Source organism: Agrococcus sp. Marseille-P2731 (assembly GCF_900117395.1).
Classification (GTDB): domain Bacteria; phylum Actinomycetota; class Actinomycetes; order Actinomycetales; family Microbacteriaceae; genus Agrococcus.
This window is the reverse complement of record NZ_FPEG01000003.1, coordinates 1,295,312-1,321,246: the sequence shown is the minus strand read 5'-3', so window position 1 is coordinate 1,321,246 and position 25,935 is coordinate 1,295,312. Positions and strand designations below refer to the sequence as shown.

General features: G+C 71.2%; 23 protein-coding genes. All 23 read right to left on the bottom strand.

Features of this window, described 5'->3' with window-relative positions; translation table 11 throughout:
• Positions 1-488 (bottom strand): hypothetical protein (locus tag BQ6202_RS14480; protein ID WP_200792265.1); only part of this gene is annotated, 488 nt, incomplete at its 3' end.
• A gap of 93 nt (positions 489-581) precedes the next feature.
• Positions 582-827 (bottom strand): hypothetical protein, encoded by a 246-nt coding sequence (locus tag BQ6202_RS14475; RefSeq protein ID WP_072315049.1) that lies wholly within the window; start codon positions 825-827, stop codon positions 582-584.
• A gap of 83 nt (positions 828-910) precedes the next feature.
• Positions 911-1,141, bottom strand: coding sequence for an SCO4848 family membrane protein (locus tag BQ6202_RS14470; RefSeq protein ID WP_234946224.1), 231 nt, complete (start codon positions 1,139-1,141; stop codon positions 911-913).
• A complete protein-coding gene (locus BQ6202_RS14465; protein WP_072315047.1) occupies positions 1,134-1,565 on the bottom strand; it encodes a DUF1801 domain-containing protein in 432 nt (143 codons plus the stop codon). Before BQ6202_RS14465 ends, BQ6202_RS14470 begins: the two co-directional genes overlap by 8 nt.
• 88 nt (positions 1,566-1,653) lie before the next feature.
• On the bottom strand, positions 1,654-2,847 hold the full coding sequence (gene tuf, locus BQ6202_RS14460) for an elongation factor Tu (protein ID WP_072315046.1): 1,194 nt from the start codon (positions 2,845-2,847) through the stop codon (positions 1,654-1,656).
• Between the two features lie 155 nt (positions 2,848-3,002).
• Positions 3,003-5,117, bottom strand: a complete 2,115-nt coding sequence (gene fusA, locus BQ6202_RS14455) for an elongation factor G (RefSeq protein ID WP_072315045.1) — start codon at positions 5,115-5,117, stop codon at positions 3,003-3,005.
• A gap of 78 nt (positions 5,118-5,195) precedes the next feature.
• A complete protein-coding gene (rpsG, locus tag BQ6202_RS14450) occupies positions 5,196-5,666 on the bottom strand; it encodes a 30S ribosomal protein S7 (protein WP_072315044.1) in 471 nt (156 codons plus the stop codon).
• Complete coding sequence (gene rpsL / locus BQ6202_RS14445; protein ID WP_021010916.1) at positions 5,666-6,040, bottom strand: 30S ribosomal protein S12; 375 nt, start codon at positions 6,038-6,040, stop codon at positions 5,666-5,668. Before rpsL ends, rpsG begins: the two co-directional genes overlap by 1 nt.
• A gap of 265 nt (positions 6,041-6,305) precedes the next feature.
• A complete protein-coding gene (locus tag BQ6202_RS14440; RefSeq protein WP_143143758.1) occupies positions 6,306-7,103 on the bottom strand; it encodes a hypothetical protein in 798 nt (265 codons plus the stop codon).
• The gene (locus BQ6202_RS14435; RefSeq protein ID WP_072315042.1) at positions 7,100-7,723 is read right to left on the bottom strand and encodes a hypothetical protein; all 624 of its coding nucleotides are present in this window, start codon (positions 7,721-7,723) and stop codon (positions 7,100-7,102) included. The genes BQ6202_RS14440 and BQ6202_RS14435 overlap by 4 nt, the downstream gene beginning before the upstream one ends.
• Positions 7,724-7,757: 34 nt before the next feature.
• Entirely contained in the window at positions 7,758-8,993 is a 1,236-nt protein-coding gene (locus BQ6202_RS14430; protein ID WP_143143757.1) for a hypothetical protein, read from the bottom strand.
• A gap of 10 nt (positions 8,994-9,003) precedes the next feature.
• Positions 9,004-9,297, bottom strand: a complete 294-nt coding sequence (locus tag BQ6202_RS14425; RefSeq protein ID WP_072315040.1) for a hypothetical protein — start codon at positions 9,295-9,297, stop codon at positions 9,004-9,006.
• A gap of 101 nt (positions 9,298-9,398) precedes the next feature.
• Positions 9,399-10,019, bottom strand: a complete 621-nt coding sequence (locus tag BQ6202_RS14420; protein ID WP_072315039.1) for a hypothetical protein — start codon at positions 10,017-10,019, stop codon at positions 9,399-9,401.
• A 110-nt stretch (positions 10,020-10,129) separates the two neighbouring features.
• Entirely contained in the window at positions 10,130-10,417 is a 288-nt protein-coding gene (locus BQ6202_RS14415) for a WXG100 family type VII secretion target (protein ID WP_083587280.1), read from the bottom strand.
• Positions 10,418-10,532: 115 nt separating this feature from the next.
• Entirely contained in the window at positions 10,533-15,065 is a 4,533-nt protein-coding gene (locus tag BQ6202_RS14410; RefSeq protein WP_072315038.1) for an FtsK/SpoIIIE domain-containing protein, read from the bottom strand.
• 10 nt (positions 15,066-15,075) lie between these two features.
• Positions 15,076-15,789 (bottom strand): hypothetical protein, encoded by a 714-nt coding sequence (locus tag BQ6202_RS14405; RefSeq protein ID WP_143143756.1) that lies wholly within the window; start codon positions 15,787-15,789, stop codon positions 15,076-15,078.
• A gap of 10 nt (positions 15,790-15,799) precedes the next feature.
• Positions 15,800-17,287 (bottom strand): serine/threonine-protein kinase, encoded by a 1,488-nt coding sequence (locus BQ6202_RS14400; RefSeq protein ID WP_072315036.1) that lies wholly within the window; start codon positions 17,285-17,287, stop codon positions 15,800-15,802.
• Entirely contained in the window at positions 17,284-18,795 is a 1,512-nt protein-coding gene (locus tag BQ6202_RS14640) for an FHA domain-containing protein (RefSeq protein ID WP_083587319.1), read from the bottom strand. Before BQ6202_RS14640 ends, BQ6202_RS14400 begins: the two co-directional genes overlap by 4 nt.
• Positions 18,792-19,619 carry a PP2C family protein-serine/threonine phosphatase gene (locus tag BQ6202_RS14385; RefSeq protein WP_143143755.1) on the bottom strand — a complete coding sequence of 276 codons (828 nt, stop codon included), beginning with the start codon at positions 19,617-19,619 and terminating at the stop codon, positions 18,792-18,794. Before BQ6202_RS14385 ends, BQ6202_RS14640 begins: the two co-directional genes overlap by 4 nt.
• Positions 19,616-21,247 carry an RDD family protein gene (locus BQ6202_RS14380; protein ID WP_072315035.1) on the bottom strand — a complete coding sequence of 544 codons (1,632 nt, stop codon included), beginning with the start codon at positions 21,245-21,247 and terminating at the stop codon, positions 19,616-19,618. Before BQ6202_RS14380 ends, BQ6202_RS14385 begins: the two co-directional genes overlap by 4 nt.
• Positions 21,244-23,550, bottom strand: coding sequence for a transglutaminase TgpA family protein (locus tag BQ6202_RS14375; protein ID WP_072315034.1), 2,307 nt, complete (start codon positions 23,548-23,550; stop codon positions 21,244-21,246). Before BQ6202_RS14375 ends, BQ6202_RS14380 begins: the two co-directional genes overlap by 4 nt.
• Positions 23,547-24,935, bottom strand: coding sequence for a DUF58 domain-containing protein (locus BQ6202_RS14370; protein WP_083587318.1), 1,389 nt, complete (start codon positions 24,933-24,935; stop codon positions 23,547-23,549). Before BQ6202_RS14370 ends, BQ6202_RS14375 begins: the two co-directional genes overlap by 4 nt.
• A complete protein-coding gene (locus tag BQ6202_RS14365) occupies positions 24,932-25,909 on the bottom strand; it encodes an AAA family ATPase (RefSeq protein ID WP_072315033.1) in 978 nt (325 codons plus the stop codon). The genes BQ6202_RS14370 and BQ6202_RS14365 overlap by 4 nt, the downstream gene beginning before the upstream one ends.
• Positions 25,910-25,935 lie beyond the last annotated feature (26 nt).

The window sequence follows — 25,935 nt, the reverse complement described above, 5'->3', positions numbered from 1 at the left end:
TTTCTATTTCTCTCCTTTCTCCTTTGCTGTGCAATCTTAATACGGACCACGGCACGGTCGGCCTCCCCGCCCCACCAGATCTCCCCCCCCCCGCCCCCCCCCCCCCCCCCCCCCCCCCCGGGCCCGTCCGGTGCGCCCGGGCCGGGATCGATCTGCTGGCCCGACGCGCCCTCCTGCGCCGCGGGCTGCTCGGCCTCGAGCCGGTCGATGCGCGCTCGGTGCTCGTCGATGCGCGCGAGGCCGTCGTCGACGGCGCGGTCGTAGCGCTCACCCGTCGCATCGGCGATGAATGTGCTCTGCCCGTCGCGCTCAGCGTTCGGATAGGGCAGCCCGGGCTCGCCTCCGGCGGGGAGCTGCACGTCGTCCTCAGGCGGGTGCTCGCCGCTGCGCTCCTGCATCTGCGCCTCGACGGGGCCACCGCCCACGGGCAGATCGGGCTCGTCGTCCAGGGGCTGGTCGCCGCCGTCGCGGATAGGGCTGTCGGCCATCGTCGCACCTCCGTGTTCGCGCCGGCGCCGGTGCGCCGGCTCCTCCCAGCCAAGCACCGCCGGCTGGGAGCCAGGTCGGTGCCGGCACGCGCTTCAGCTGCTCGGGTCGGTCGCGGCGGACCTCGTGCCCTCTGGCCCGAAGCCGTCGTCGCCCTCATCCGAACCCGTGTGGTCAGCAGCTGCCCAGGCGCCGCTGGTCGCCTCGGTGTCGGCGGTGGGCTCGTGCGGATCGGTGCCCTCGCCTCCGATCACGTCGTTCGCGGGCGACGTCGTACCGGGCATCTCCTCGTCCCGCGCCTGCGCCTCGGCCTCGTCAGCCAGGTCCTCGAATCCAGCCATGCTGCACACTCCTCTCGAGCGGCCGCGGGCGCGACCGCTGACGGCCACTCAACCCGACGCGCCTGAGTGCGGGCTCCTCGCCCTCAGCGCTCGATGAGCCACCAGATCCCGACGGCGGCCTGCGCGACCGCGATGACGAGCGCGATCGCGACGAGCACCACGTGCACGGTCAGGAACCTCGTCGGCCGACCATTCGCATCCCTCGCCCGCTCATCGCGCACGACCCGGCGCAGGAACGCGGGCCAGACCAGCACGCTGAAGGCGGCGCCGACCAGCAGCAGCACCGCGCCGGCCGCGCCGACGGGGTCAGGCACCCGCGGCCTCCGCATCGCTGCGCCGATGCGCGATGCGCACCAGCTGCCGGAGCACGGCCTCGTCCACCCGCTCGAGCCGCTTGACGTAGACGCAGCCCGCGCCCTCCGTGTAGCCGCCCAGCTCCGGCAGCAGGGCAGCACCCTCCGGGCGATCCTTGAGCCCGTAGAGCGACAGCGCACCCCTCCGCGGCGAGAAGCCGACGGCGAACCACTCCTCCCCGGTACCGGAGGGCTTCGAGGACGACACGATCCGGTAGCTGCCGAAGCCGACCATCGACGGACCCCACATCACCGGCTCCTCGCCCGTCTCCTCCCGCATCAGCTGCACGAGTCGACGCCCCTCCTCGACCCGCCTGGCGGGTTCCGCCGCATCGATGAACGCGTCGACGGATGCGTCGGTGGGCCTGGTCTTCGCCGCTGCCATGCCTCCATCCTGCACCTGATCGAGCCGCAGCACGCATGACGAAGGGGGCCCGGCAGCTGCCGGACCCCCTTCGTGCGCAGTCAGATGACTACTTGTTGATCTTCGTGACCGTGCCGGCGCCGACGGTGCGGCCACCCTCACGGATGGCGAAGCCGAGGCCCTCCTCCATGGCGATCGGCTGGATCAGCTCGACCGTCATGTCGGTGGTGTCGCCGGGCATGACCATCTCGGTGCCCTCGGGCAGCGAGATGACGCCGGTGACGTCGGTGGTGCGGAAGTAGAACTGCGGGCGGTAGTTCGTGAAGAACGGGTTGTGACGGCCGCCCTCGTCCTTGGCGAGGATGTACGCCGTGCCCTCGAAGTTCGTGTGCGGCGTGACCGAGCCCGGCTTCACGACGACCTGGCCGCGCTCGACGTCCTCGCGCTTGGTGCCGCGCAGGAGCAGACCACAGTTCTCGCCGGCCCATGCCTCGTCGAGCTGCTTGTGGAACATCTCGATGCCCGTGACCGTGGTCTTCTGCGTCGGGCGGATGCCGACGATCTCGACCTCGGAGTTGATCGCGAGCGTGCCGCGCTCGGCGCGACCCGTGACGACCGTGCCACGGCCGGTGATCGTGAAGACGTCCTCGATCGGCATGAGGAACGGCTTGTCGCGGTCGCGGACCGGGTCCGGGATGTTGTCGTCAGCGGCCTGCATGAGCTCGAGGATCGCGTCGACCCACTTCTCGTCGCCCTCGAGCGCCTTGAGCGCAGAGACGCGGACCACGGGGGCGTTGTCGCCGTCGAAGTCCTGGCTGGCGAGCAGCTCGCGGACCTCGAGCTCGACGAGCTCCAGGATCTCCTCGTCGTCCACCATGTCCGACTTGTTGAGCGCGACCATCAGGTACGGCACGCCGACCTGCTTGGCGAGCAGCACGTGCTCGCGGGTCTGCGCCATGGGGCCGTCGGTGGCGGCGACCACGAGGATCGCGCCGTCCATCTGGGCCGCACCCGTGATCATGTTCTTGATGTAGTCAGCGTGACCCGGGGCGTCGACGTGCGCGTAGTGGCGCTTCGGCGTCTCGTACTCGATGTGCGAGATGTTGATCGTGATGCCGCGCTGGCGCTCCTCGGGAGCGGAGTCGATCGACGCGAAGTCGCGCTGCACGTTGGTCGCCGACGGGTGCTTGTCGGCCAGGACCTTCGAGATCGCTGCCGAGAGCGTCGTCTTGCCGTGGTCGACGTGACCGATCGTTCCGATGTTGACGTGCGGCTTGGTCCGCTCGAACTTGGCCTTAGCCACTGTGTCCTCCTAGGACTGTTCTCATGAGTGCACCGCCGCGTCTGCGGCGATCCTTCGGGGTGGTGTTGATCTATCGTACTTCGACTGCGGATGCAGGGAAAACCGAGCCGTCCGGCGGGTGATGTCGGGGCGCCGCCTCCGGCGCCCCGACGGGCTCACTCGCCCTTGCTCTTCTGGACGATCTCGTCCGAGACGACCCGCGGGACCTCGGAGTAGGTCGAGAACTCCATCGAGTACACGGCCCGGCCGGAGGTCTTCGACCGCAGGTCGCCGACGTAGCCGAACATCTCGGACAGCGGCACGAGGGCCTTGACGACCTTCACGCCCTGCGCGTCCTCCATCGACTGGATCTGCCCGCGACGCGAGTTCAGGTCGCCGATGACGTCGCCCATGTACTCCTCGGGCGTGCGCACCTCGACCGCCATGAGCGGCTCGAGGAGCACGGGCTGCGCCTTGCGAGCAGCCTCCTTGTAGGCCATCGAGCCGGCGATCTTGAACGCCATCTCCGAGGAGTCGACGTCGTGCGCAGCGCCGTCGAGCAGCGTCGCCTTGACGCCCACCGTCGGGAAGCCCGCCAGCACGCCGACCTGCATGGCGTCCTGCATGCCCGCATCGACCGAGGGGATGTACTCGCGAGGCACGCGACCACCGGTGACGGCGTTCACGAACTCGTAGGTCTCCTCGCCGGAGAGCTCCATCGGCTCGAGCTTGATCTGGATCTTCGCGAACTGACCCGATCCACCCGTCTGCTTCTTGTGCGTGTAGTCGAACTTCGCGACGGTGCCCTTGATGGTCTCGCGGTACGCGACCTGCGGCTTGCCGACGTTGGCCTCGACCTTGAACTCGCGCTTCATGCGGTCGACGAGGATGTCGAGGTGGAGCTCGCCCATGCCCTTGATGACCGTCTGGCCCGTCTCCGGGTTGTTCTCGGTCCGGAAGGTCGGGTCCTCCTCCGCCAGCTTCTGGATGGCGATGGAGAGCTTCTCCTGGTCAGCCTTCGTCTTCGGCTCGATCGCGACCTCGATGACGGGCTCGGGGAACGTCATCGACTCGAGGACGACCTGGTTGGACGGGTCGCTCAGCGTGTCGCCGGTCGTCGTGTCCTTCAGGCCGATGACCGCGTAGATGTGGCCAGCGCTCATCGCGTCGACCGGGATCTCCTTGTTGGCGTGCATCTGGAAGATCTTCCCGATGCGCTCCTTCTTGCCCTTGGTCGAGTTGGCGACCGCTGCGCCCGAGTCGACGTGACCCGAGTAGACGCGCACGTAGGTGAGTCGACCGAAGAACGGGTGCACGGCGACCTTGAACGCGAGCGCCGCGAAGGGCTCGTCGCGGTCGGCGTGGCGCTCGATGATGATCTCCTCGTCGCGCACGTCGTGGCCGGGGATGGCCGGCACGTCGAGCGGGGTGGGCAGGTAGTCCACGACCGCGTCGAGCATCGGCTGCACACCGCGGTTCTTGAACGCCGAGCCGCAGAGCACGGGGTAGATCTCCGAGGCGACCGTCATCTTGCGGATCGCGGCCTTGATCTCGGCGACCGAGAGCTCGCCACCCTCGAAGTACTTCTCCATGAGCGCGTCGTCGGTCTCGGCGACGGTCTCGAGGAGGGCCGTGCGGTACTCCGCGGCCTTCTCCTTGAGGTCTTCCGGGATCTCCTCGATGGCGTACTCAGCGCCCATCTTCACGTCACCCTTGGCGTCGCCGCGCCAGGTCTTCGCGTTCATCTCGACCAGGTCGACGATGCCCTCGAACGCGCTCTCGGAGCCGATCGGCAGCTGGATGACCAGCGGACGAGCGCCGAGGCGGTTGACGATGGTGTCGACCGTGAAGTAGAAGTCGGCACCCATCTTGTCCATCTTGTTGACGAAGCAGATGCGGGGCACGTCGTACTTGTCGGCCTGGCGCCAGACGGTCTCCGACTGGGGCTCGACGCCCTCCTTGCCGTCGAAGACCGCGACAGCACCGTCGAGCACGCGCAGGCTGCGCTCGACCTCGACCGTGAAGTCCACGTGGCCGGGGGTGTCGATGATGTTGATCTGGTTCTTGTCCCAGAAGCAGGTCACGGCGGCAGACGTGATCGTGATGCCGCGCTCCTGCTCCTGCTCCATCCAGTCGGTCGTCGAGGCTCCGTCGTGGGTCTCGCCGATCTTGTGGTTGACGCCCGTGTAGAACAGGATGCGCTCGGTCGTCGTGGTCTTGCCGGCATCGATGTGGGCCATGATGCCGATGTTGCGGACCTTGTTCAGGTCGGTGAGCACGTCCTGTGCCACAGGGTTCCTCCGATGAGTGGATGGATGCGTTGAAGGTCGGTGGGATGCGGGCCGCCGAGAGGGCGGCCCGCATCGGGATCACCAGCGGTAGTGCGCGAAGGCCTTGTTCGACTCAGCCATCTTGTGCGTGTCCTCGCGGCGCTTCACAGCGGCGCCGAGGCCGTTGGATGCGTCGAGGATCTCGTTCATGAGGCGCTCGGTCATGGTCTTCTCGCGACGCGCCTTGGCGTAGGAGACGAGCCAGCGCAGCGCGAGGGTGTTCGCGCGGTGCGGCTTGACCTCGACAGGCACCTGGTAGGTCGAGCCGCCGACGCGGCGCGACTTGACCTCGAGGGTCGGGCGGATGTTGTCGAGACCCTTCTTGAGCACGACGACCGCGTCCTGGCCGGACTTGGTGCCGACGCCGGCGAGCGCGCCGTAGACGATGCGCTCGGCGAGGCCCTTCTTGCCGTCGAGGAGGATCTTGTTCACGAGCTGCGAGACGATCGGTGCGCCGTAGACGGGGTCAGCAACCACCGGGCGCTTGGGTGCGGGTCCCTTGCGAGGCATTACTTCTTCTCCATCTTCGCGCCGTAGCGGCTGCGAGCCTGCTTGCGGTTCTTCACTGCCTGGGTGTCGAGCGCGCCACGCACGATCTTGTAGCGCACACCGGGGAGGTCCTTCACACGACCGCCGCGGACGAGCACCATCGAGTGCTCCTGGAGGTTGTGGCCCTCACCGGGGATGTAGGCGGTGACCTCGGTGCCGTTCGAGAGCTTCACGCGGGCGACCTTGCGGAGCGCCGAGTTCGGCTTCTTGGGGGTGGTCGTGTAGACGCGGGTGCAGACGCCGCGCTGCTGGGGGTTCGCCTTCAGAGCGGGCGCCTTGGTCTTCGAGACCTTCGGCGACCGACCCTTGCGGACCAGCTGCTGGATAGTGGGCACGTTGCTTCTTCCTGCTGCACGGTGACAGCGCTTCGATGTGGTGTACCGGCGGTGCCGGCTCCATCGGGAATCCACCGAGCGCGCTCGCGCGCGCGGTTCATGCGATGGTGGATATGCCGTGGGGGTCCCGGACCTGCGCCCGGTGTCCCAAGTGCGTTCGAGCGCTCCTCGCGCATGACGCAAGGCGCGCTGGTGCGCACACCCGCTCGATGTTACTCGGGCGGGCAAAGGCGGTCAAGCGTCGGCTGGCGCGACCGCGGTGGCGTCATGCCCTGTCGAGCAGGTGGAGCGAGCCGAGCGAAGCCGAGCGCGCCCGCGCTGCCACATCCGCGTCGAGCAGTCCGCGTCGCTCGAGGCTCGCGATCGCCGCGTCGCGATCGGCCAGCACCTCCCGTCGCGCTGCCGGCGTCATCGCTGCGAGCGCGGCGTGAGGCGTCGCGCCGCCCACCGCGGTCGCCGGCTCCGATGCCTCGGGCGTCGCGACGGGTGCGCGCGCCAGCAGGAGCTGCAGCGCGGCCGCGAGGACGGCGATGGCGATCGCCGCGATGATCGGCAGCGACCAACCCGCCCAGGCGCCGAAGCCGGCCGACTGCGCGAGCCCGGAGCCGAACCACAGCGCGATGGCGCCCAGCACCGCGGTGGCGATCGACACCGAGAGCCACAGCGGCGAGCGCCGCCGGTCGCGTGCTGCCCAGACTCCGAGCACGACGAGCTGCACGAGCGCGGCGAGCGCGAAGCAGACACCGGCGATCGGGGCCGAGTCGGCGATGGACATGCGCCAGACGCCGACCGGGTCGCCGAGGAGCGAGGCCATGCCGACCAGCGGCGCGAGCAGCACCGCCACGAGCCCGAGCCCCACGAGCCAGCCGCCGACGTCGCGCATCGCTGCCCCCGCGCCACGGGGTGCGACGAGCGCCGCGAGCGCGGCGCCGTCTGGACCCGCCTGCGCGAGCGCCTCCGGGTGCCGCTGGAGCGCGTAGGCCTCGAGCATGCCGAGCCGGGGCGTCGCGCTCGCCGACTGCTGCTCCGCCCAGGCGAGTGCGCTGTCGTGGCTGAGGCTCACGCCGGCACCCCGCTCCACATCGTCTCGGCGCCCGCCGGGCCCTCGGGCTCGCGCGAGCGGAAGGGCCCCGCCGGCCCGGCGACGGCCACCCCGCCGGCGAGGCTGTGGAAGCTGGAGGCCACGTCGGCGGCGAAGCCGGGCAGCGTGGGCTCGAGCCGCAGGTGCAGCACCGCCGCGTCGTCGGCGCAGACGACATCGATGCCCACCAGCTCGACCACGGCTCCGGAAGGCGCGCGCTCCTGCTCGCGGAACACCCGCTGCACACCGGGACCGATGGCGGGCAGCTCGATGGGTGACAGCGCACCGCCGACCTCCGCCCAGTCGATCGGCTCGTCGAGCGCGCCGAACGCGACGTGCACGATCGCTGCCCGCAGCTCCTTGACGGGCCAGTACTGGAAGCAGAGCGCATCGTCGGGGCGGCGCCGCTCGAGAGCATGCTCGAGCGCGGCGGGCACCAGCACGTCGTGCTCTGGCTGCCACCGGTCGCCCCAGTCCTGCCGCAGCTCCTCGCTGCGCGCCGCGATCCAGGCCTGCGCATCGACCGCCGAGCGCACCGGGATCTCGAGCCAGCCCGGCTCCTGCGTCGTGGCGGTCACGCTCCAGCCGGTCGACTCCTGCATGCGTCGAACCTATCCGTGCCGGTTGAGCGAGGCCTCAGAAGCCCATCCACTTGAGCGCGGGGAAGCGATCGGTCAGGCCGTCGGTGCCGGCGAGCTGCGTGCCGTACGTCGTGAGCTTGATCGCGTTGCCGATGTAGGAGTGGCCGAAGTCGACGCCGACGGCCAGCTTCGTGGTCCAGTCGATGCCCTCCTCCATGACGGTGCTCAGCATCGAGAAGTCGTCGAGCCCCTTGCCGGTCATGAGCTTCGTCATGAACCCGCCCAGATCGGTGCCGTTCAGCTGCCAGAACGTGCTGGCGCTCGCCTTGAACCCCTGGAATCCACCGCCCGCGAAGCGCGACGCCATGGCCAGGTTGTCGAGCTGGCCGACTGCCGCCGAATACGTCGAGGGCTTGAAGGCCCCACCGGCGATGTCGCCCAGGAAGCTGATCGCGCCCTGCTTGCCCTGTGCGAGCTTGCCGAGCGATCCGAACGGGATCACGCCGACGATCGCGAGGGCGAGGTCGAGCTTCGAGGCATCGCCTCTGCAGTACTGGTAGATCGTCAGCGCGAGCGTCGCGACCGCGACGATCGCCGCGAGCGCCGCGAGGATCGGCCCGCCGATGACGAGCCCGACGACCGCCAGCACCAGGCCGACGACGGCGAGCACCTTCAGGGCACCCGCCACGAAGCCGTCCAGGTCATCCCAGAAGGAGTCCTCGATCTTGCCGGCCAGCGCGTCGCCGACGTCGTTCGCGGCGGTCTCGAAGGCGGTCTCCCACGAGTCGTAGTCGGTGTCGAAGCGCGTCGCCTCCGTCAGCCATGCGTCGTAGGCCTGCTGCTTGGCCTCGTCCTCGGCCGCCTGCGCCTCCGCCTCCGGGCTGTCGGCCTCCGGCTCGCCCCAGCCGCCCGTGCCGCGCGCCTCCACCGATCCCGGCAGCGACAGGTAGGTCTGCCAGAGCGTCTCGCAGTTCGCGACGTGACCGTTGATCGCCGGCTGGTCGGCTTCGAGCGCGACGCCGTAGGCGTGCACGACGGGACCGGTCGGCGTGTAGAGCTCACCCGCCTCCTTCAGCGTCCCGTGCACGTCGCCGACGCCCTCTCGGAGCTTGTCGGCCGCCTTGCCCTCGAGGCCGTCGGTGCCGTCCGCCAGCCCCTTCAGGATGGTCGCGCTGTTGGTCATCATCGTGCCGAGCTCTTCGATCTCGGTCCCGCGCAGCTTGATGGCCGCCGGGTCTCCTTCGACCGTGATGATCGGCCGGCCCTTGGGCGAGGGGTCCATCCACGTCATCGTCTGCTCCTCAACCCTCGGTCATGCTCGCCGCGGTCTCGACGTCCCAGTCCGTGAACCCGTCGAGCACCCCCTGCACGTGCTCCTGGACCTTCTTGATGCCGTCTCGCAGCTCATCGCGCTTGTCGTCCCAGCGATCCTCGAAGTCCTCGACCGCCTCGCGCAGGTCGTTGCGCCCGTAGGGGTAGCCGATGGCGTCCTCGAGGTGGTCCGCCCGATCCTCCGCCGCGTCGAACTCCGCCACGATCGTCTGCAGGTACTCGTTCAACGTGCCGAGATCCTCGAACTTGATCAGGACATCCATCGCTGCTCCTCGTCGTGCCACTCCGGTGGTGCTGTGTGCCCCAACCTACGGATGCGCGGCCGTGAGCACGATGGGGAGGAGTGCCCATGCACCCGATGCCGTCAGCGCGACCAGCGCAGCGTCGCGACGCAGGCGTCGAAGAGCCGGAGCATCGTCACGAGGGCGGGGTCGTCCCCGGGGAACTCCGCCCCGCGCGTGATGACGAGCGTGAGCTGCAGCGCCCGCGCCTGCCGGGAGCCAGGCATCGGCGTCACGTAGACCACCGTGCGCTGCTTCGCGGCGTCGGTGCCGACCGTGATGTCGAGCTCCCGCTCGTCGCGGATGAAGCGCCGGTCGCCGTGGAGGGCCGTCGCGCCCTCGCGGATGCGCTGCGCCATCTCCTGCTGGAGCGTGACGCCCGGCTGGGGGGTGCGCACCGTCGCGATGAGCGACGCCGGCAGGAACGCCCAGTCGGGCGCGCCGGGCTCGGGGCCGAAGTGGGCGATCGCCTCCATCCGGCGCATCGCCGCGAAGGACTCCTCGACCTGCGCTCGCAGCTGCGCGTAGAGGTCGGGGCGGTGCGCCTCCATAAGCCGACGCCTCGCCGCCTGCAGCATCCGCTGCTCGGTCTCGGCGGTGGCGTCGTGCCGCACCCAGCCCTCCGGCAGCTCGAGCTCGAACTCCGGGTCTGCTGGCGCGCCGAGCTCCTCGCGGAGCGGGATGGCGGATTCGGTTCCGGTCACGCGACGATCCTAGGCAGAGCGGCCGGGCTGTCGGCTGAGGACGGCGGCCCCGCCGCGCGACGAAGCAGGGGCCCGACCGCCATGGTCGAGCCCCTGCTGTGCCGGTCGGGTCAGCTGCCGGCGAGCTGCTCGTCGAGCGACTGGATCGCCTGCATCATGCCGCGCAGCGCCTCGCCCATGTCCGAGATGCCCTCGATGGCCTGGTCCAGACCCGTGGTGAGCTCCTCATAGCCCTCACCGAACTTGCCCGACGCGTGCTGCGTCTTGAAGTCCTCGCCCAGCAGCGTGTCCACCTGGCTCTTCAGGTCCTTCAGGACACCCGAGATGTCCTCCTTGCCAGTGTCGAGCTTGCCCGCCACCGACTCCATCTCAGAATATGAAGCTCCGAAGTCGCTCATTGCGTCTCCTTCATCGAATCGATTCCCGCGGCCCGACCGGACCACCTGGAGTCCACGGTAGACAGAACCTGCTCGACGCGCGATGGGGAGAGGTGCCCATGCGCAGGAGCGCGCGTCACTCGGCGGCCGGCGGGCGCGCCGCGCTGTCGGGCACGAGCGGCATCTGCACCGTGACGGCACGGCCGTTCTGCACGAAGATGCCGCGACCGACGGGGAAGTCGGCGCGCTTGACCTTCGGGAACGGCACCTTGAACACCGAGTCGCCGTCGTAGGCGTCGGGCTTGAGGATGATGCCCTTGCGGCCCGCCTTGAAGTCGCCGATGAAGCCGTAGCCACCCGTGACCTGCGTGACGTCGGCGTCGCCCACGAGCAGGTGATCGCTGCGGTTGATCGCCTGGAACAGCGCCTTGAGCGCGCGCTCCGCGTCGGAGTCGGCGAACTGCGGCACGTTCTCGACCACGATCATGATGCGGCCGGGGATGGTCTCGTCCGCCACGATCTCCGTGAGCTCCGTCGCCAGCTCCTTCGCCGCATCCGGCTTGAGCACGCTGCGCACCCACGGGCGGAAGTCGTGGAGCACCGAGCGGCGACCGGCGAAGTGGAAGAGCTTGACCTCTGGATCGAAGCGCTCCATCGCGACGATGAGCGCCTTCATCGCGTTCGTCTTGCCCGCGCCGGGAGGGCCGGCGACGATGAAGGTGCCGATCGGGTCGAAGTCGCGCGCGGCGAGGGTGTCCTCGGCGACGCCGAGCGCGGGGAACTCGTCCACGCGGTCTGGCAGCTGCTCGAGCTGCAGGCGCGTCGGCAGCGCGCCGATCTCCTCCACATCCCGCGCGCCCTGCGCGCGCAGCGCCTCGGCGAGCTGCCCCATGAGCTTCGACTGCTCGGCGACGTTCGGCGAGCCGCCGAGTACCGCCACCTGCATCTCGAGGCCGTCGACCACCGAGCGCCCTGGCGGGGAGCTGTCGTCGAGCACGTCCTTCGGGGCGCCGACGAGCGTGTAGCCCGACTCGTCGGAGAGCCGCAGGATCACGCGCCGCGTGACGTTCGAGGAGACCGCCGTCGGCACCGCGCCAGAGCGGTCGGCCGTCGCGATCGCGTGGATGCCGAGCGGTCGGCCCTCGCCGAGCACCCGCATGAACACCTGGTAGAAGGGCGAGCGGGCGCTCGTCACCTCCCAGTCGGCCTTGAACTGCGGGAAGTTGTCGAGCAGCAGGAAGATGCGCGTCGCCTTGGGGTCGACGAGCTCCCGGTACTCGGTGAGGTTCGCGGCGTTCGCCTCGGAGAACGCCTTGCCGCGCCGGTCGAGCTCGCGCCCGAGCGAGCGCAGCAGCCGCTGCACGCGCTCGGCGTCGTCGCCAGCGATGATCGAGCCGACGTGCGGGAGCACCTCGAGCGACTTCAGGGCGCCGGAGGCGAAGTCGAGGCCGTAGACCTCCGCCTGTCCGAGCTCCGGGCGCATGCCGGCGGCCGTCCCGATCGTCTTCAGGAGCGTCGACTTGCCGGAGCCCGAGGTGCCGTAGACGAGCATCGAGCCGTCGCGATCGGGGTGGAAGTAGAGGGCGTCCTGCCGCTGGCGCTCCGGCACGTCGGCCTTGCCGAGCACGATCCTGCCGTCGCCCTCGAGCGGCAGCTCGCGCAGGTCGACCGTCGACTCGAGGTCGTCGAGCCACGGGCGCCGCGGCGCGGGGATGCTCGCCAGCTGCGTCGCCTGGATGAGCGTCTTGACGATGCGCTTCTGGTCGTTCGGCCCGAGGTCCTCGTCGTGCGAATCCGACTCGGGGGCCGTCTCCGGCTCCCAACGCTGCACCGAGCCGAAGCGCAGCTCCGCGACCTTCACGTCGGCGACCTTCACCTCGTCCGTCGTCCAGCCTCCCGCATACGCCGACTGGAACGGCACGAGCCGCCCGGGCCCCGTCTTCGCGATGCCGCGACCCGGGATGGAGGGCGGGAACGAGGCGGCGATCGGGTCGTCGACGACATCCTTCGAGTCGGACTCGTCGGCCATGCGGAGCGCGACGCGCAGGTTGGTGTTCGCGCGCAGGTTGTCCTTGATGACGCCGGCGGGGCGCTGCGTCGCCATGATCAGGTGGATGCCGAGCGAACGGCCGCGCTGCGCGATGTCGACGACACCGTCGACGAACTCCGGCACCTCGCCCGCGAGCGCCGCGAACTCGTCGATCACCAGCACCAGCGCCGGCGGGGTCTCCGGGTCCTGCCGCTTCTCGAGCTCGAGCAGATCCTTCGCCTTCTTGCGGTTGAAGAGGTGCTCGCGGTGGTGCAGCTCGGCGCGCAGGCTCGTGAGGGCGCGGCGGACGAGGTGCGGGCTCAGGTCCGTCACGAGGCCGACGCAGTGCGGCAGCTCGACGCAGTCGGCGAACGCCGACCCGCCCTTGTAGTCGACGAAGAGGAAGGTGACGCGGTCAGGGCTGTGCGCCGAGGCCATGCCGAGCACCCACGCCTGCAGGAACTCCGACTTGCCGGCGCCCGTCGTGCCGCCGACGAGCGCGTGCGGGCCCTGCGTGCGCAGGTCGAGCGTCATCGCGTCGGTCGCTCCCTGACCCATGATGGCGCGCAGCGTGCCCGACTTCTTCAGCCGCGGCTTCTCGCCGCTCGAGCGATCGAGGATCGTGTTGTTCTGGCGCCAGCGATCGATGACCGCGTTCGGGTCCTCGGCGAGCTCCGGGCCCACGAGCGAGAGGAACATGACGCTGTCGGGGATGTCGGAGGAGTCGTTGATGACGATGCTCGCGTCGACCACGGGGGCGAGGCGCTTCGCGAACATCTCCATGTACTCGTTCGAGACGCCCTCGACGCGCACCTGCTCGTAGTCGTCGCCGGAGCGCACGGTGCCGACGGTGGCGGCCTCGAGGCCCGCCGTGACGTCGACGAAGCTGCGGCAGACCGCCGGCAGCGACTCGACGGTCGGCGCGACGAAGACGCCGTAGACGCCGACGGCGGCGCCGCGCTCGAGGATCTGCGTCAGCCGCGGCCGGTCGACGGGCGCGTCGTTCGTGACGATGAGCACCACGGAGGTCTGGATCGACTGCACCGTGTCCTTCGCGGCGCGCTCGACGTCGGAGCCGAAGTGCATCGGGTGCCAGTCCTCGTCGTACGGCGTCTTGCGGTCGGGAGCCGTCGCCTTCGAGCGGCCCAGCACGAGCTCCTCGAGCGCGCTGAGCAGCGCGGCGCCGGCGGTGGCGGAGTCGGCGAGCGGCATCTCCTTGAAGGGGCTCGTCTCGCTCGTGGTGTGCGGCAGCCACTTCATCCACTCGAGCTCGTCGGTCCACTCCCCGTCGCACAGGGCGACCGTGACGACCTCGTTGGGGGCGTGCAGGCCGTACAGCTGCACCGCCATGCCGCGCAGCGCATCCGCCGCCAGCGACTTGGGGCCTGCGATGCCGACCGAGCCGACGGAGGCGAACGACTCGACGATCGGCACGTCGTCGACGTGCTTGAAGCGGTCGCGCAGCCGGTCGACGCGGTCGAGGTACTCGGGCAGGCCGTCCTGGTTCTCCTCCTGCTTGATCGAGTTGCGCGACTCTGCGCGGCAGGATCCCAGGCGCACGGAGAGGAAGTTCCAGTGCTCGGGCCTGCGGGTCCAGAGCATCGGGCCGAGCCGCATCGCGTGCTCGAAGACCTCGGCCACCGGCGGCACCTCGAGGTTGCGGATGCGCTCCTCGTTCGGCTTCTCGCGGTAGAGCTTCTCCTCGAGCTCCTCGTACTTCTTCTCGAACAGCTGCACCTCGAACTTGCGCTTCTGCCCGTTCTGCATCTTCTGGTTGATGAAGTTGCCCATCAGCATGAGCGGCGTCATGAAGGCGATCAGCAGCGAGCGAGCGCGGCCGGTCATCGCGTACATCGCGGCGGCGAGCAGGATCGGCGCGATCAGCATCGTCCAGGGGAAGAGGCGGTCGATCATCTCGCGCGGTATGCGCGGGCCGTCGAAGGCCGTGCCGGGGTAGCGCGGCTCGACGCGCGGCGACCGGTTGAACATCAGCGCGCCGCCGCGCTCGAGCACCGGGTCGGGGCCGGATGCGTCGAACGCGCCCGCGAGCGACACCGACAGCTCGGTGTCGCCGATCGTGAAGACCGTGCCGGGCACGACGCGCAGGCGCGACACGAGCCCGCCGTCGACGAGCACGCCGTTCGCCGAGTTGAGGTCGACGACCTCGATGTGCGCGCCCACCTCGATGCGAGCGTGGCGCTTGGAGACGAGCTGATCGGCGAGCACGATGTCGTTCGAGGCGTCGCGGCCGATGGAGGCGTGGCCGCGGCCGAGCTGGAACTCCTGGCCGGCGAGGGGGCCCCCGACGGCGCGCAGCACGGCGACGGCCTCGAGCGCCGAGCCCGCGGGCCCGCCCCTGCGGGGTCCGCCGGCACCGAGGTTCACGACCTGCGAGTGGAAGCCGGAGCCGATCGGCGCCTCGCCGATCAGGGCGTCGGCCTGCAGCTCGACGAGCTGCTGCTCGGTGGGCGGCGCGACGGCGAGCGAGAGCGTGTCGCCCTCGGCGAAGGGGATCGAGCGATCGGGGTCGGCGAGCGCGATCTGCTTCGCGACGTCCTCGACCGTCGCCGTCGAGTCGGCGGTGATGACGACATCGGTCGGATCCGTCATCGGCCGGTGCAGCGTGAGCTTGACCTTCATGCGGCGTCTCCTAGTCCTGGCTGTCGTCGGCGTCGCGCAGCGCGGGGTCGTCGAGCAGCGGCAGATCGCTGCGGGTGACCAGCTGCGACGAGACGGCGTACTCGACGAGCCTCGCGCGTCGGTTGCTCGCGAGCTTGCCGACGCCGCCGCGCAAGCCCTGCACGCCCATCCGGTCGAGCTTGTCGCAGACGTTGTCGAGCTTGCGGTTGAAGCGGCTCATCGTCCACCCCAGTCGCTCGGCGGCCGCGGCGCTCGAGGGCAGCTCGCTGACGCCCACGGCGTCGCGCCGCAGCATCGGCTCGGCGAGCGCGACGATCAGCAGCTTCTGCAGCTCGGTGAGCCCGACGGGCATCACGGTCGTCTCGCCAGAGGAGCGGCGCCGGTGCTCGGTCGACATCGCGAACGCCGCGTCGTCGCAGTGCACGCCGATCTCATAGGTCGTCGGACCGGCGGTGAACACGATCGAGCACTCCGAGAACACGATCGGCAGCCGCGCGCCGGGCGAGAGCCACGATTGCACCGCGCCGCCGCCGGAGGAGATCGTCGCCGACAGCCGCGTGCCGAGGTTCGAGAGCCACCACAGGCCGTCCTGGTTGCGCAGCTCGAGGAAGTGGCGGTGCAGGTACTGGTTGTCGTCGACCGTCAGGTCGCCCTCGCGCCCGATGACGAAGGGCTTGGCCGCGTCGAGCGTGATCCACTCCCCCGCGAACTCGATCTGCAGCATCGCAGCCTCATCACCCACGCGCACACCCCTCCATGTCGTTGGACGACCTGCCGTCGTCGCGCACCAGTCGCACCAGGATGCACGACTCGCCGTCCGGGTCCCGCTCGAGCGTCACCGACTCCGTCGCCGTCTGCGCCGTGACGGGGTCGGCGTCGCTGCGCTCGTAGCGGTACTGGAACGCGTCGCCGCCCTGGGGCTGCGGGTTGACCCACGTGAAGGTGACCGAGTCGCCGTCGACGACGCCGCTCACGTTGATCGGCGCCGCGGGCCGCTGGGGCGCTGCGGGCGGCGCCACCGACTGGCTGGGGTTCGCCTGCGGCGCGGGCTCGTCACCAGCGGTGAGCGCCAGCCACACGATCCCGAAGCCGAGCAGCGCCACGACGGCCGCGCCGACGATCGCGAAGACCGTCTTGCGCTTCGAGCGCGGCTGCTCGGGCGCGGCCTGCGGTGCGGGGGCAGGCTGCGCGGGCGCGGCGGGCGCGCGGCGGATGGTGGCGTCGGGCGCCGCGGCCATCCCACCGACCGCCTGCTGCAGCGGGGCCTCGCCGGCGTGCGGGTCGATCGAGACGACGCCGCGGATGCGGGTGGCACCGCCGTCCTCCTCGTCGACCTCCTCGGGCTCGAGCGAGTCGTCCAGCACGTCGAGGGGCGTGACGGGCAGCGCCATCTCGGCCTCGACCTGCTGCAGCGCGCGGCCGAACGCCATCGCGCTCTGATGGCGGCGCGAGGGCTCCGGGTCCATCGCCGAGGCCAGCACGGCCTCGAGTCGCTGCGGCACGTCGTGGCGCGCGAGCGGCGCGATCTCGCCCCGCTGGATGCGGTCGATGAGGTCGACGCTCGTGTTGCTGCCGCCGGGCAGCTCGAACGGCGTGCGGCCGGCGAGCAGCGTGAAGAGCGTCGCCGCGAGCGAGAAGACATCGGATGCGGGGGTCGACCCGGGCGGCTCGAGGAACGCCTCCGGGGGCGACCACGGGATCGACATGCCGCTCGCGTCGTCCTCGGCGCCACCGCTCGTCGCGATGCCGAAGTCGGTCAGCGCAGGGCGGTTGTAGGCGGTGACGAGGATGTTCGCCGGCTTGATGTCGCGGTGCAGGATGCCCGCGCGGTGCGCCGTCTCGACGGCGCCGGCGATCTGCACGCCGAGGGCGAGCACCTCCGGCACCGAGAAGCGGTCGCGTCGGTAGCGCACGCCCAGGTTGGGCTTCGGGCAGTACTCCATCGCGAGGAAGGGGCGCCCGTCGGGCGCGACCGCAGCGCCGTAGATCGTGACGATCGAGGGATGCGTCGACAGCTGCGCCATCACGTTCGCCTCGTGGCGGAAGTTCTCGATCAGCTGGCGGTTGACGGTGTCGGGCAGCAGCACCTTGACCGCCACCTTCCGCGACGGCAGCAGCTGCTGGTAGAGGAAGACGTCGGCGAAGCCGCCGGAGCCCAGCAGCGAGACGTAGTCGTAGCCGGGCAGCGCTGGCGGAGCGGACGGCGCGCGCTTCGGGCTCACGGCGCCGGCTCGATCGTGACGACCTGGCCATCGCCGAGGTCGAGCCGATCGCCGAGCTGCAGGATGGTCGAGACCTCTGGCCGCAGTCGCTGCGGAGCAGCGCCCTCGCGCAGCAGGAGCGTGCCGTTCGTGGAGCTCAGGTCGACGGCGACGAGGTTCCAGTCCTCGACGCGCAGCTCCACGTGGCTGCGCGAGATGTCCTCGCCAGGGCTCTCGACGGTCACGAGCCGCGGCACGCGGCCATCCTCGACACGCCGGCTGCGTGGGCGGCGGCCGATCACGACGCCGCGGCCGAGCGGCACGCGCTCGCCGGAGGGCATGGCTGCGACGGCGACCTCCGGGCGGCGGCGCTGCGCGGCCGAGCCCTCGTCGATCGGCGCGCCGCACTGGCTGCACTGCCTCGTGCCGGGGGCGTTGACGTGCCCGGTGGGGCAGAGCGTCGAGAGCACGAGCGGGCCGGTCGCCGGTGGCGTCGCCTCGACGGCGGTCGGGGCGGGCGCCTCGGGGCTCGCGCCCTGCTGCCGCTGCTCGTGCAGCGCGCGAGCCTGCTCGGCCGTGATGGTCATGCCGTCGTGATCGCCGAGGTCGGGCGCAGGCGCGGCGACCGGAGCGGGCTGCGCGGCGGGAGCCGGCTGCGCAGCGGCGGTGGGCTGCGTCACCGCAGCGGGCTCGGGCGCAGGAGCGGACCGCGGCTCGGAGGCAGCGGGTGCCGTCGCGCTCGCGTGGAGGTCGACGGCTGGCTTGATGAAGCCCGGCACCGAGTCGATGAGGCCCCCGATGGGGTTGCGGGGCTCGGGTGCGGGCGCAGGCGCGGGCTCTGGCACCGGCTGCGACTCCGGCTCGGGGGCAGGCTCGGGCTCGGCGGGCGCAGGCTCCGGCTCGGGCTCGGGCTCGGGCTCGGGCTCGGGCGCATGCTCCGGCCCGGGCGCACGCCCCGGCTCCGGCACCGCCTCCGCCCGGGCAGCAGGCGGCAGCGTCTGCCCGAAGGCGCCGAAGCTGGACGGCTCCTCGGTGACCGCCTCGTCGACGGGAGCCGGCTCCGCGACGTCGGCCGACGCATCCGCCGCCCGAGGGGCGACGCGCACCGCCGAGACGCGCACCACGCCGCCGTCGAGCGGCAGCGTGCCGGTGGCGAGCGAGCCGAGCCCGCCGGCCGCGACGGGCTGCTGGGCGCTCGTCTCGTCGAGCGCCCATTCGGCGCCGAAGCGGTCGATCAGCGGCGCCTCGCCCGCCATCGCCGGCACGCCGTGGCGGCGCAGCAGCGCGCGGCCGCCCTCGAGGTCGATCAGACCGGTGAGCGCCGTCGGCTCTGCCTCGAGCAGCGTGCGCAGCGCGTCGATCGAGTCGACCGCCGCGATGTCGGCGTGCAGCGCCGTGGCGCGAGCCGGCGTGAGGTCGCGCTCGCAGACGAGGACCACGCGGCCGGCCGCGACGCACCACGCCTCTCCGGGGGCATAGGCGACCCGCGCGCCGTCCCGCACCTCGGCGGCTCCGCTGGTTGCGTTCATGGGAGCGCCTTCCTCGGGATGGTGTCGTCGAGCGACTGCACGTGCGTGTCGAAGAGCTCCTCGTCGGCGAGGGCGACCGCATCGACGTCGACCACGACGACGGAGACGTTGTCGGAGGCGCCGGCGTCGAGCGCGCGGCGCATCAGCAGCGCGACGGCCGCGGCGGGCGACGAGACGTCGCCGAGGATCTCGGCGATCTCGGCATCCTCGACCTCGCCCGTGAGGCCGTCGGAGCACACCAGCAGCCGCTGACCGCGCTCGGCGGGCCGCAGCCAGACGTCGACCGGCTGGCGCTCCCCGGCGCCGAGCGCGCGCGTGATGACGTTGCGGTGCGGGTGGGTGCGAGCATCGGCGCGGCGCAGGGCACCGGTCTCGACCATCTCCTGCACGACCGAGTGGTCGACCGTCACCTGCTGCATGGAGCCCTGCTCGAAGAGGTAGGTGCGCGAGTCGCCGATGTTGAGGATCAGCCAGTGCGCGACGCCCTCGACGTCGACGAGGACCGATCCCGACAGCGTCGAACCGCCGATCGGCTCGCCCTGCGAGCGCTCCTCGAGCGACGCGAAGGCCCGCTCCACGGCATCCTCGACGCACTCGACATCGGCGAGCGTGCGGCCCTTCAGGCTGCGGAACGCCTCGATCGCGAGCGTGCTCGCGACATCGCCGGCCGCGTGCCCGCCCATCCCGTCGGCTACGACGAAGACCGGGAACGATGCGAAGACGGAATCCTCGTTGACGGTGCGGCGCATGCCGGCGTGCGTGGCACCGGCCCAGCGCAGCGAGATCGACGGGTGGCTGAACCGGAACTCCCCGACCGCGCTCACGATGCGGCTCCCGCTGCTCCGCCTGCAGCGGCCGGCTCGACGACCACCGTGCGGTCGCCGAACCGGATGGCGTCGCCGACCGCGAGCGGGAACGGCACGCCGGGCTCGAGCTCGTGCTCGACACCCGCGCGGATCACGCTCGAGCCGTTCGTCGACGCGCGGTCGATCGCTGCGAGCGGGGTCGTCGCGATCAGCAGGTGCGTCTTCGAGATGGAGCGCGTGTCGTCCGCGATCGGCAGCAGGTGCTCGACGACCTCGCCGGCAGTCGGCGCGGGGTTCCGGCCCACCAGCGCCGCGCCCGTGATCGCGAAGCGGTCGCCCGTGTCGAAGACGAGCGTCGCGACCGCCGCCCGGGCGCTCGGGCGCGCGCGCGTGACGTCGAGGTCCTCGTCGTCGTCCTGCCCGATCTCGACGCGGCGGATGGTGCTGTCGTCGACCTCGGCGCCGCCCGCGACGGCGCCCGCGACGCCGGTGCCGCCGAGGTCCTCGTAGTCCGGCTCGATGACCGTCGCGTCGTCGATCGCGCTCGGCGGATGCGCTGCGGCCGCAGCGGGCGCCGGGGGCATGGATGCGGGTGGCTGGGCGGCCGGCTGGGCCAGCGGTGCGGGAGCGTACGCCGGCGCCTGCGCAGCGCGCTCGCGCCCCGGCACGCTGTCGACGATGCCGCTCACGGACGTGGCCGGCGCGACGGGCGCAGACGCGGGCGCAGGCGTGGACGCGGGCGTCGGCTGGGCGGGCGCGCTGGGCGCGCTGCGGCCGCTCAGCTCGCCTGGCCGATAGCCGCCGAGTCGCGCGCCGCCGGCCGGCATGCCCGGCACGGTCTGCGACGGCACCGGCTCCGCCGGCGCCTGGCCCGCGAGCCCGACCTGCGGCCGGCCGGGCTCCTGCGGGCGCGCGGCGCCCACGACGCCAGAGCTCAGGCGGGCGCCGGGCCGGTAGGCCTGCCCCATCCGCTCGGCCGGCGTCGCCAGCGAGGGCAGCTCGGACTTGGCCGCCTCGGGCTCTGCGCTGACCGTCTTGCGCGCGATGCGCATCCGCTTCTCGTGGTACGGGTCGAGCCCCTGCTTGACGTCGACGAACCAGGTGGCGCCGACCTTGTCGAGCCAGCTGCGGCCGCGCTTCTCACCGTCGAAGAACACCGACGAGAAGAACAGCGCCGGGCCGACGACCGGCACGAAGAAGCTCGCGTACATGACGAGCGCGCGCAGCACCACCCTGCCGAAGCCCGGCTTCGCGAGCGTCTTCACGTGCACCGAGCGGATGCCGAGCATGGCCTTGCCGAGCGTCACGCCCCTGCGCGCGTGGAGGACCAGCTGCACGACCACGAAGGCGAGGGTCAGGGCCGCTGAGATGGCGGTGGCGATGACCATCCAGAAGAAGTCGGGATGGCTGAGGAAGCCGGAGGGCGAGATCGCGCCGGTCGCCACCTTGACGAGGGTCGGCACGGCGACGATCCAGTAGGGCAGCTGCAGGAAGGCGAACATCGCGAACTCGATGAGCGACGCGGCGACGCGGCGCCCCAGGGGCGCCGGCTTCAGCCCGAGCGCTGCGGCATAGGCCGGGTCGGGCCTGCCGTGCTCGTCGAGGCCCTCGATGACCGTGCGGTTGTCCTCGATCTCCCAGATCATCGGCGCCTCCGCTCCTTCCTCCGTCGTGCGAACGATCGCAGCGACAGCCTGCCGAGCAGCCGCCTGCTCGGCTTCGCCTCGGCGCGCATGCCCTGCACGCTCCGCTCGACATCGAGCCAGAACGCGTCGACCTCCTCCTTGGCGGGCTCGCCAGGGCCGAAGACGCCCTCGTCGACGAACGCCCCGATCTCGGTCGCTCTGGATCGAGGGTAGCGACCCTCGACGAAGCCGGCGACCTCGCGCCGGGTGACGCCCGCTGGCACCGGGAGGCCCAGGTCGACCGCGTGGTCGACCACCTCGTGCCAACCGCCGGAGAGGCGGTCGCTCTCGCGCGCAGCGCGGTAGCGGCGACGCCAGCGCGCAGCCTTGATCGCTCCCACCACGATGAAGGGCGAGGCGAGCAGCAGCAGGAGCAGCAGCACGCCACCAGCGACCCACAGCCACATGACCCAGGAGGCGTCCTCGACCTCTTCTTCCTCCTCCTCGCCCTCGTCGGCGACGGTGTCGGGCGACATGTCGGCCGGCTCCTCCGGCGGCTGCGGCGGCTGCAGCACCTGCGGCTTGGGGTCGGGCTCCGGCTCGGGCTCCGGCTGGATGTCGTCGTTGTCCTCCGGCGGCGTCGGGTCGAACCTGACCCATCCGTGCCCCTCGAAGGGCACCTCGACCCATGCGTGCATGTCGCCACCGGTCAGCTGCACCGGCTCCGTGCCGCCGCTGAAGCCGTCGTCGGGGTAGATGCCCATGACGACGCGCGCCGGCACGTTGATGCGGTTCAGCGCGAGGGCGAAGGCGGTCGCGTACTGCTCGTCGTCGCCGACGAGCACGTCGCGGTCGAACATCGACTGCAGTCGGGATGCGCCGTGCCCGGCCAGGGAGGGGATCGTGTCGTCCTCGAGGCCGTGGCTGAAGGCGCCGTTCTGCATCAGCCGCTGCATGTTGAGGATGTTCTCGAGCTGGTTCTGCCCCTCGTTGCCCCAGGTGGCGACCCAGGCCTGCAGCAGGTCGGGGACCACGACCGGGTCGGGGACGGAGACGTCGGTGACCGTCGAGCCCTCGAGCGCCTCGTGCGCCGGCTGCGCCGGCACGATCGCCTCGAGCTCGTAGGCGTCGCCGGTGCCGAGGCCCTCGAGCGCGATCGCGGTGCCGGTCTGGCCGTTGTAGTGCAGCGAGCCCTGCAGCGCCTGCTCGCGGGGGCCCTCGAAGCGCAGCGACTGGATGAACCCCACGTCGGGCACCCAGATGCCCGAGTAGTCCTCCAGCTCGACGCGCACCGTCGCGGGCGTGCCGGTCTGCTGCACGTCGACGGCGTCGCCGATGCGGGCGAAGGAGCCGGAGCCGGAGGACTCCTGCGTGCCGGCGACCGCGAAGACCGAGCCGTCGTAGTAGTCGAAGGTCGCCAGGCGCAGGCGGGACCCCTCTGGCATGCCGCTGACGGTCATCAGCGTGGAGTCCTCGAAGTTCTTGTGCCAGTTGCGGAAGCCCGCGAGCGGGCTCGGGTACTCGGCGAGCTCGATCGGCGGCTCGACGGTGTCGCGCAGCACCGCGCGGCTCGCCGGCTGGATCGGGATGCTGACGGCACCGGCGAGCACCACGGCGGCCACGATCATGCCGATCGCGCCCTGCGTGCGCTGCTTGCGCGCGCGGCCGCGGAAGCGGGTGTCGTTCGTGACCTCGACCTCGTCGTTGAGCCCGGTGCGCCAGCCTGCGCGGCGCCAGGCCCACCAGGCGATGATGACGCCGGCCACGACGATGCCGAGCAGCGCAGGCCAGAAGGGCGACTTCGTGCCGAACGCGATGCCCACGACGAGGGCGACGATGCCGGGGAGCATCGCGAAGGGGGCGCCGCGCTCGAGGCGCAGCGCGAGCACGGTCGCGAGCGCCGAGGTCACGAGCAGCGTCAGAAAGGGCACGACGAGGAGGCTGGGGAAGCCCTCGGCGGGCGGCTGGGCGGTCAGCAGGCCCTTCCAGGAGAAGACGACGCCGAGCAGCAGCTCCTGCCACGCGTCGAGCGTCGGCAGGACGCCGCCGATCGTCTTGCGCGGCACGGCGAGCGCCGGGCCGAAGAGCACGAGCGCGAGCACGACGCCCGCAGCGGTCATGAGCCAACCGCGCAGCGGGCGCAGCGAGGTGGCGACGCCGACTGCGATGCCGAGGAGCGTGCCGCCGATGCCGGCCGCGAGCACGGCGGTGCCGCCGAACACGGGCCAGAACGAGAGCGTGGCGGCGAGGCCGATGACGAAGATCGCGGCGCAGTCGATCGCCGCCTGCCTGGGGCTGCGGGGCAGCATGCGGGTCTCGCTCACTGGAGTGCCACTCCTCGCATGACGCGCGGCAGGTCGGAGACGGTGCCGAGGGTGGCGAGCGAGGTGTCGCCCATCGGCTGGAGCCTGGGCTTCGCGCCCTTGACGACCGTGAACGCGATCACCCGCGCCTGCGCGGGCAGCAGGGTGCGCGCGCGGCGCACGAGTGCGGGGTCGACCGTCGCTCCGGCGTGGAGCATGATGACGGAGGCACCGGCGTGCTGCTGCGCGATCGTCGCGGCGAGGTCGAGGAAGCGGTCGTGCCGGGGCGACCACTCGACGCCCGAGAGCGCGTCGAGGAGGCGCTTGCCGGAGGTCGCGGGCAGCGTGCGCTTCGAGGTCTGCACCACCACATCCATCTCGTCGCGCACAGCCTGCAGGCCCAGCGAGCCGAGGATGGAGATCGCCGTCTCGAACTCGAGCGGGTCTGCGTAGTCCTCCGGCGAGGTCGAGAGGCCGAGCGCCAGCACGCTGCGCCGGGTCTGCTCGAACTGCCGCACCATGAGGGTGCCGGTGCGCGCAGAGGACTTCCAGTGGATGTAGCGGCGGTCGTCACCGGGCACGTAGTCGCGCAGCGCGTGGAAGGCCATGTCGCTGTTGGTGAGATCGCGGGTCGTGATGCCCTCGAGGTCGCGGATCAGGCCCGGCGCGGTCTCGTCGAGCTGCACCGTCTTCGGGTGCACGAACAGCTCCACCGGGTCGGTCCACTTCACCTGCCGCCGCAGCAGGCCCACGGGGTCGCCCCGCACCGAGCGCACGGGGCCGACCTGCAGGATCGTGCGCCGGCTCGTCGGGATGGCGAACACGTCCTCGTGCACGTCGCCCGGCTTCATGCGCGGCAGGTGGAAGGACGCGAGCGCCCTGCCGACCGGCACCTCGATGGTGGCGGGCAGCAGCGGCTTCTGCGATGCGGAGTGGATCTCGATGCGCCCGAGCGCGCGCTCCCCCACGACGACGCGCGTGTAGGCGAGGTCGAGCTCGATGCGGTAGCGGTTGCGCCCGATGATGAAGGCGATGGCGGCAGCGAGCAGCAGCGTGCCGACGACGCCGATGACGATGAGCTCCTTCCATCCCAGCGCGATGCCGACCACCAGGGTCGCGATCGTGCCGAGCAGCACCGCCCATCCGAACCCCGTGATGGGCTCGACGAACGGCCACACCGTGCGACGCAGCCAGCCGACACCCGCCCTCGCCCCGGCACTGAAGACGGAGTCGTCACCGACGACGCGGGCCGCGAGGCGCTGCAGCGGCGTGCGCTCGCGCTGCACCGTGCGCCGCAGCCGAGTGGTGCCGGATGCGGTGGTGTCGGTGGGCGTCGAGCCGGCGCGGGAGCCGGTGTCGGTGTCAGGGGCGGGTGCAGACGTCGCCCGCTGGGGCGCCGTCGTCATGCAGCGTTCTGCCGGTCCTGCGGCGCCGAGACATCTGCGATGGCGCGGTCGATGATGCGGTCGCCCGTGACGCCGGAGAACTCGGCCTCCGGGTCGATCACGATGCGGTGCGCCCACACCGACTGCGCGAGCTGCTTGACGTCGTCGGGCAGCACGTAGGCGCGGCCCTTCGCCGCGGCCCACACCTTGACGGCGCGCACGAGCGCCATCGCGCCGCGCACCGAGACGCCCAGGCGCGTGTCCTTCGACTCGCGCGTGTGCTCGGAGAGCTGCGCCACGTAGTCGAGGACCGCCTCGTCGACGTGCACGGTCGCGCCGAGGTCGATCATCTCGGCGATCGCGCCGGTCGTGATGACGGGCTCGACGGTCGAGGAGGCGTTGCGGTTCGAGGAGCCCGCGAGGATCCGCACGGTCTGCTCGCGGCCCGGGTAGCCGATCGAGGTCTTCATGAGGAAGCGGTCGAGCTGCGCCTCGGGGAGCCGGTAGGTGCCCGCCTGCTCGATCGGGTTCTGCGTCGCGATGACCATGAAGGGTCGGCCGACCTCGTAGGGGGTGCCGTCGACCGTCACTCGGCCCTCCTCCATGACCTCCAGCAGCGCCGACTGCGTCTTCGGGCTCGCGCGGTTGATCTCGTCGGCGAGCACGATCGAGGCGAAGATCGGCCCCTTGTGGAACTCGAACGACTGCGCCTTCTGGTCGTACACCGTCACGCCCGTGACGTCCGAGGGCAGCAGGTCGGGGGTGAACTGGATGCGGTGGTTCGTGCCCTGCACCGTGGCGCCCATCGACTTCGCGAGCTGGGTCTTGCCCGTGCCGGGGGCGTCCTCGAGCAGCAGGTGGCCCTCCGCGAGCATCGCCGTGAAGGCGAGCCGGATGACGTCCTCCTTGCCGAGCACGACGGAGCCGACGTTGTCGACGAGTCGGGTGAACGTCTCGGCGAACCAGGTCGCCTGCTCGCGGGTCATAGCGGTCATGAGGGACTTCCTTCGGTACGAGGTGG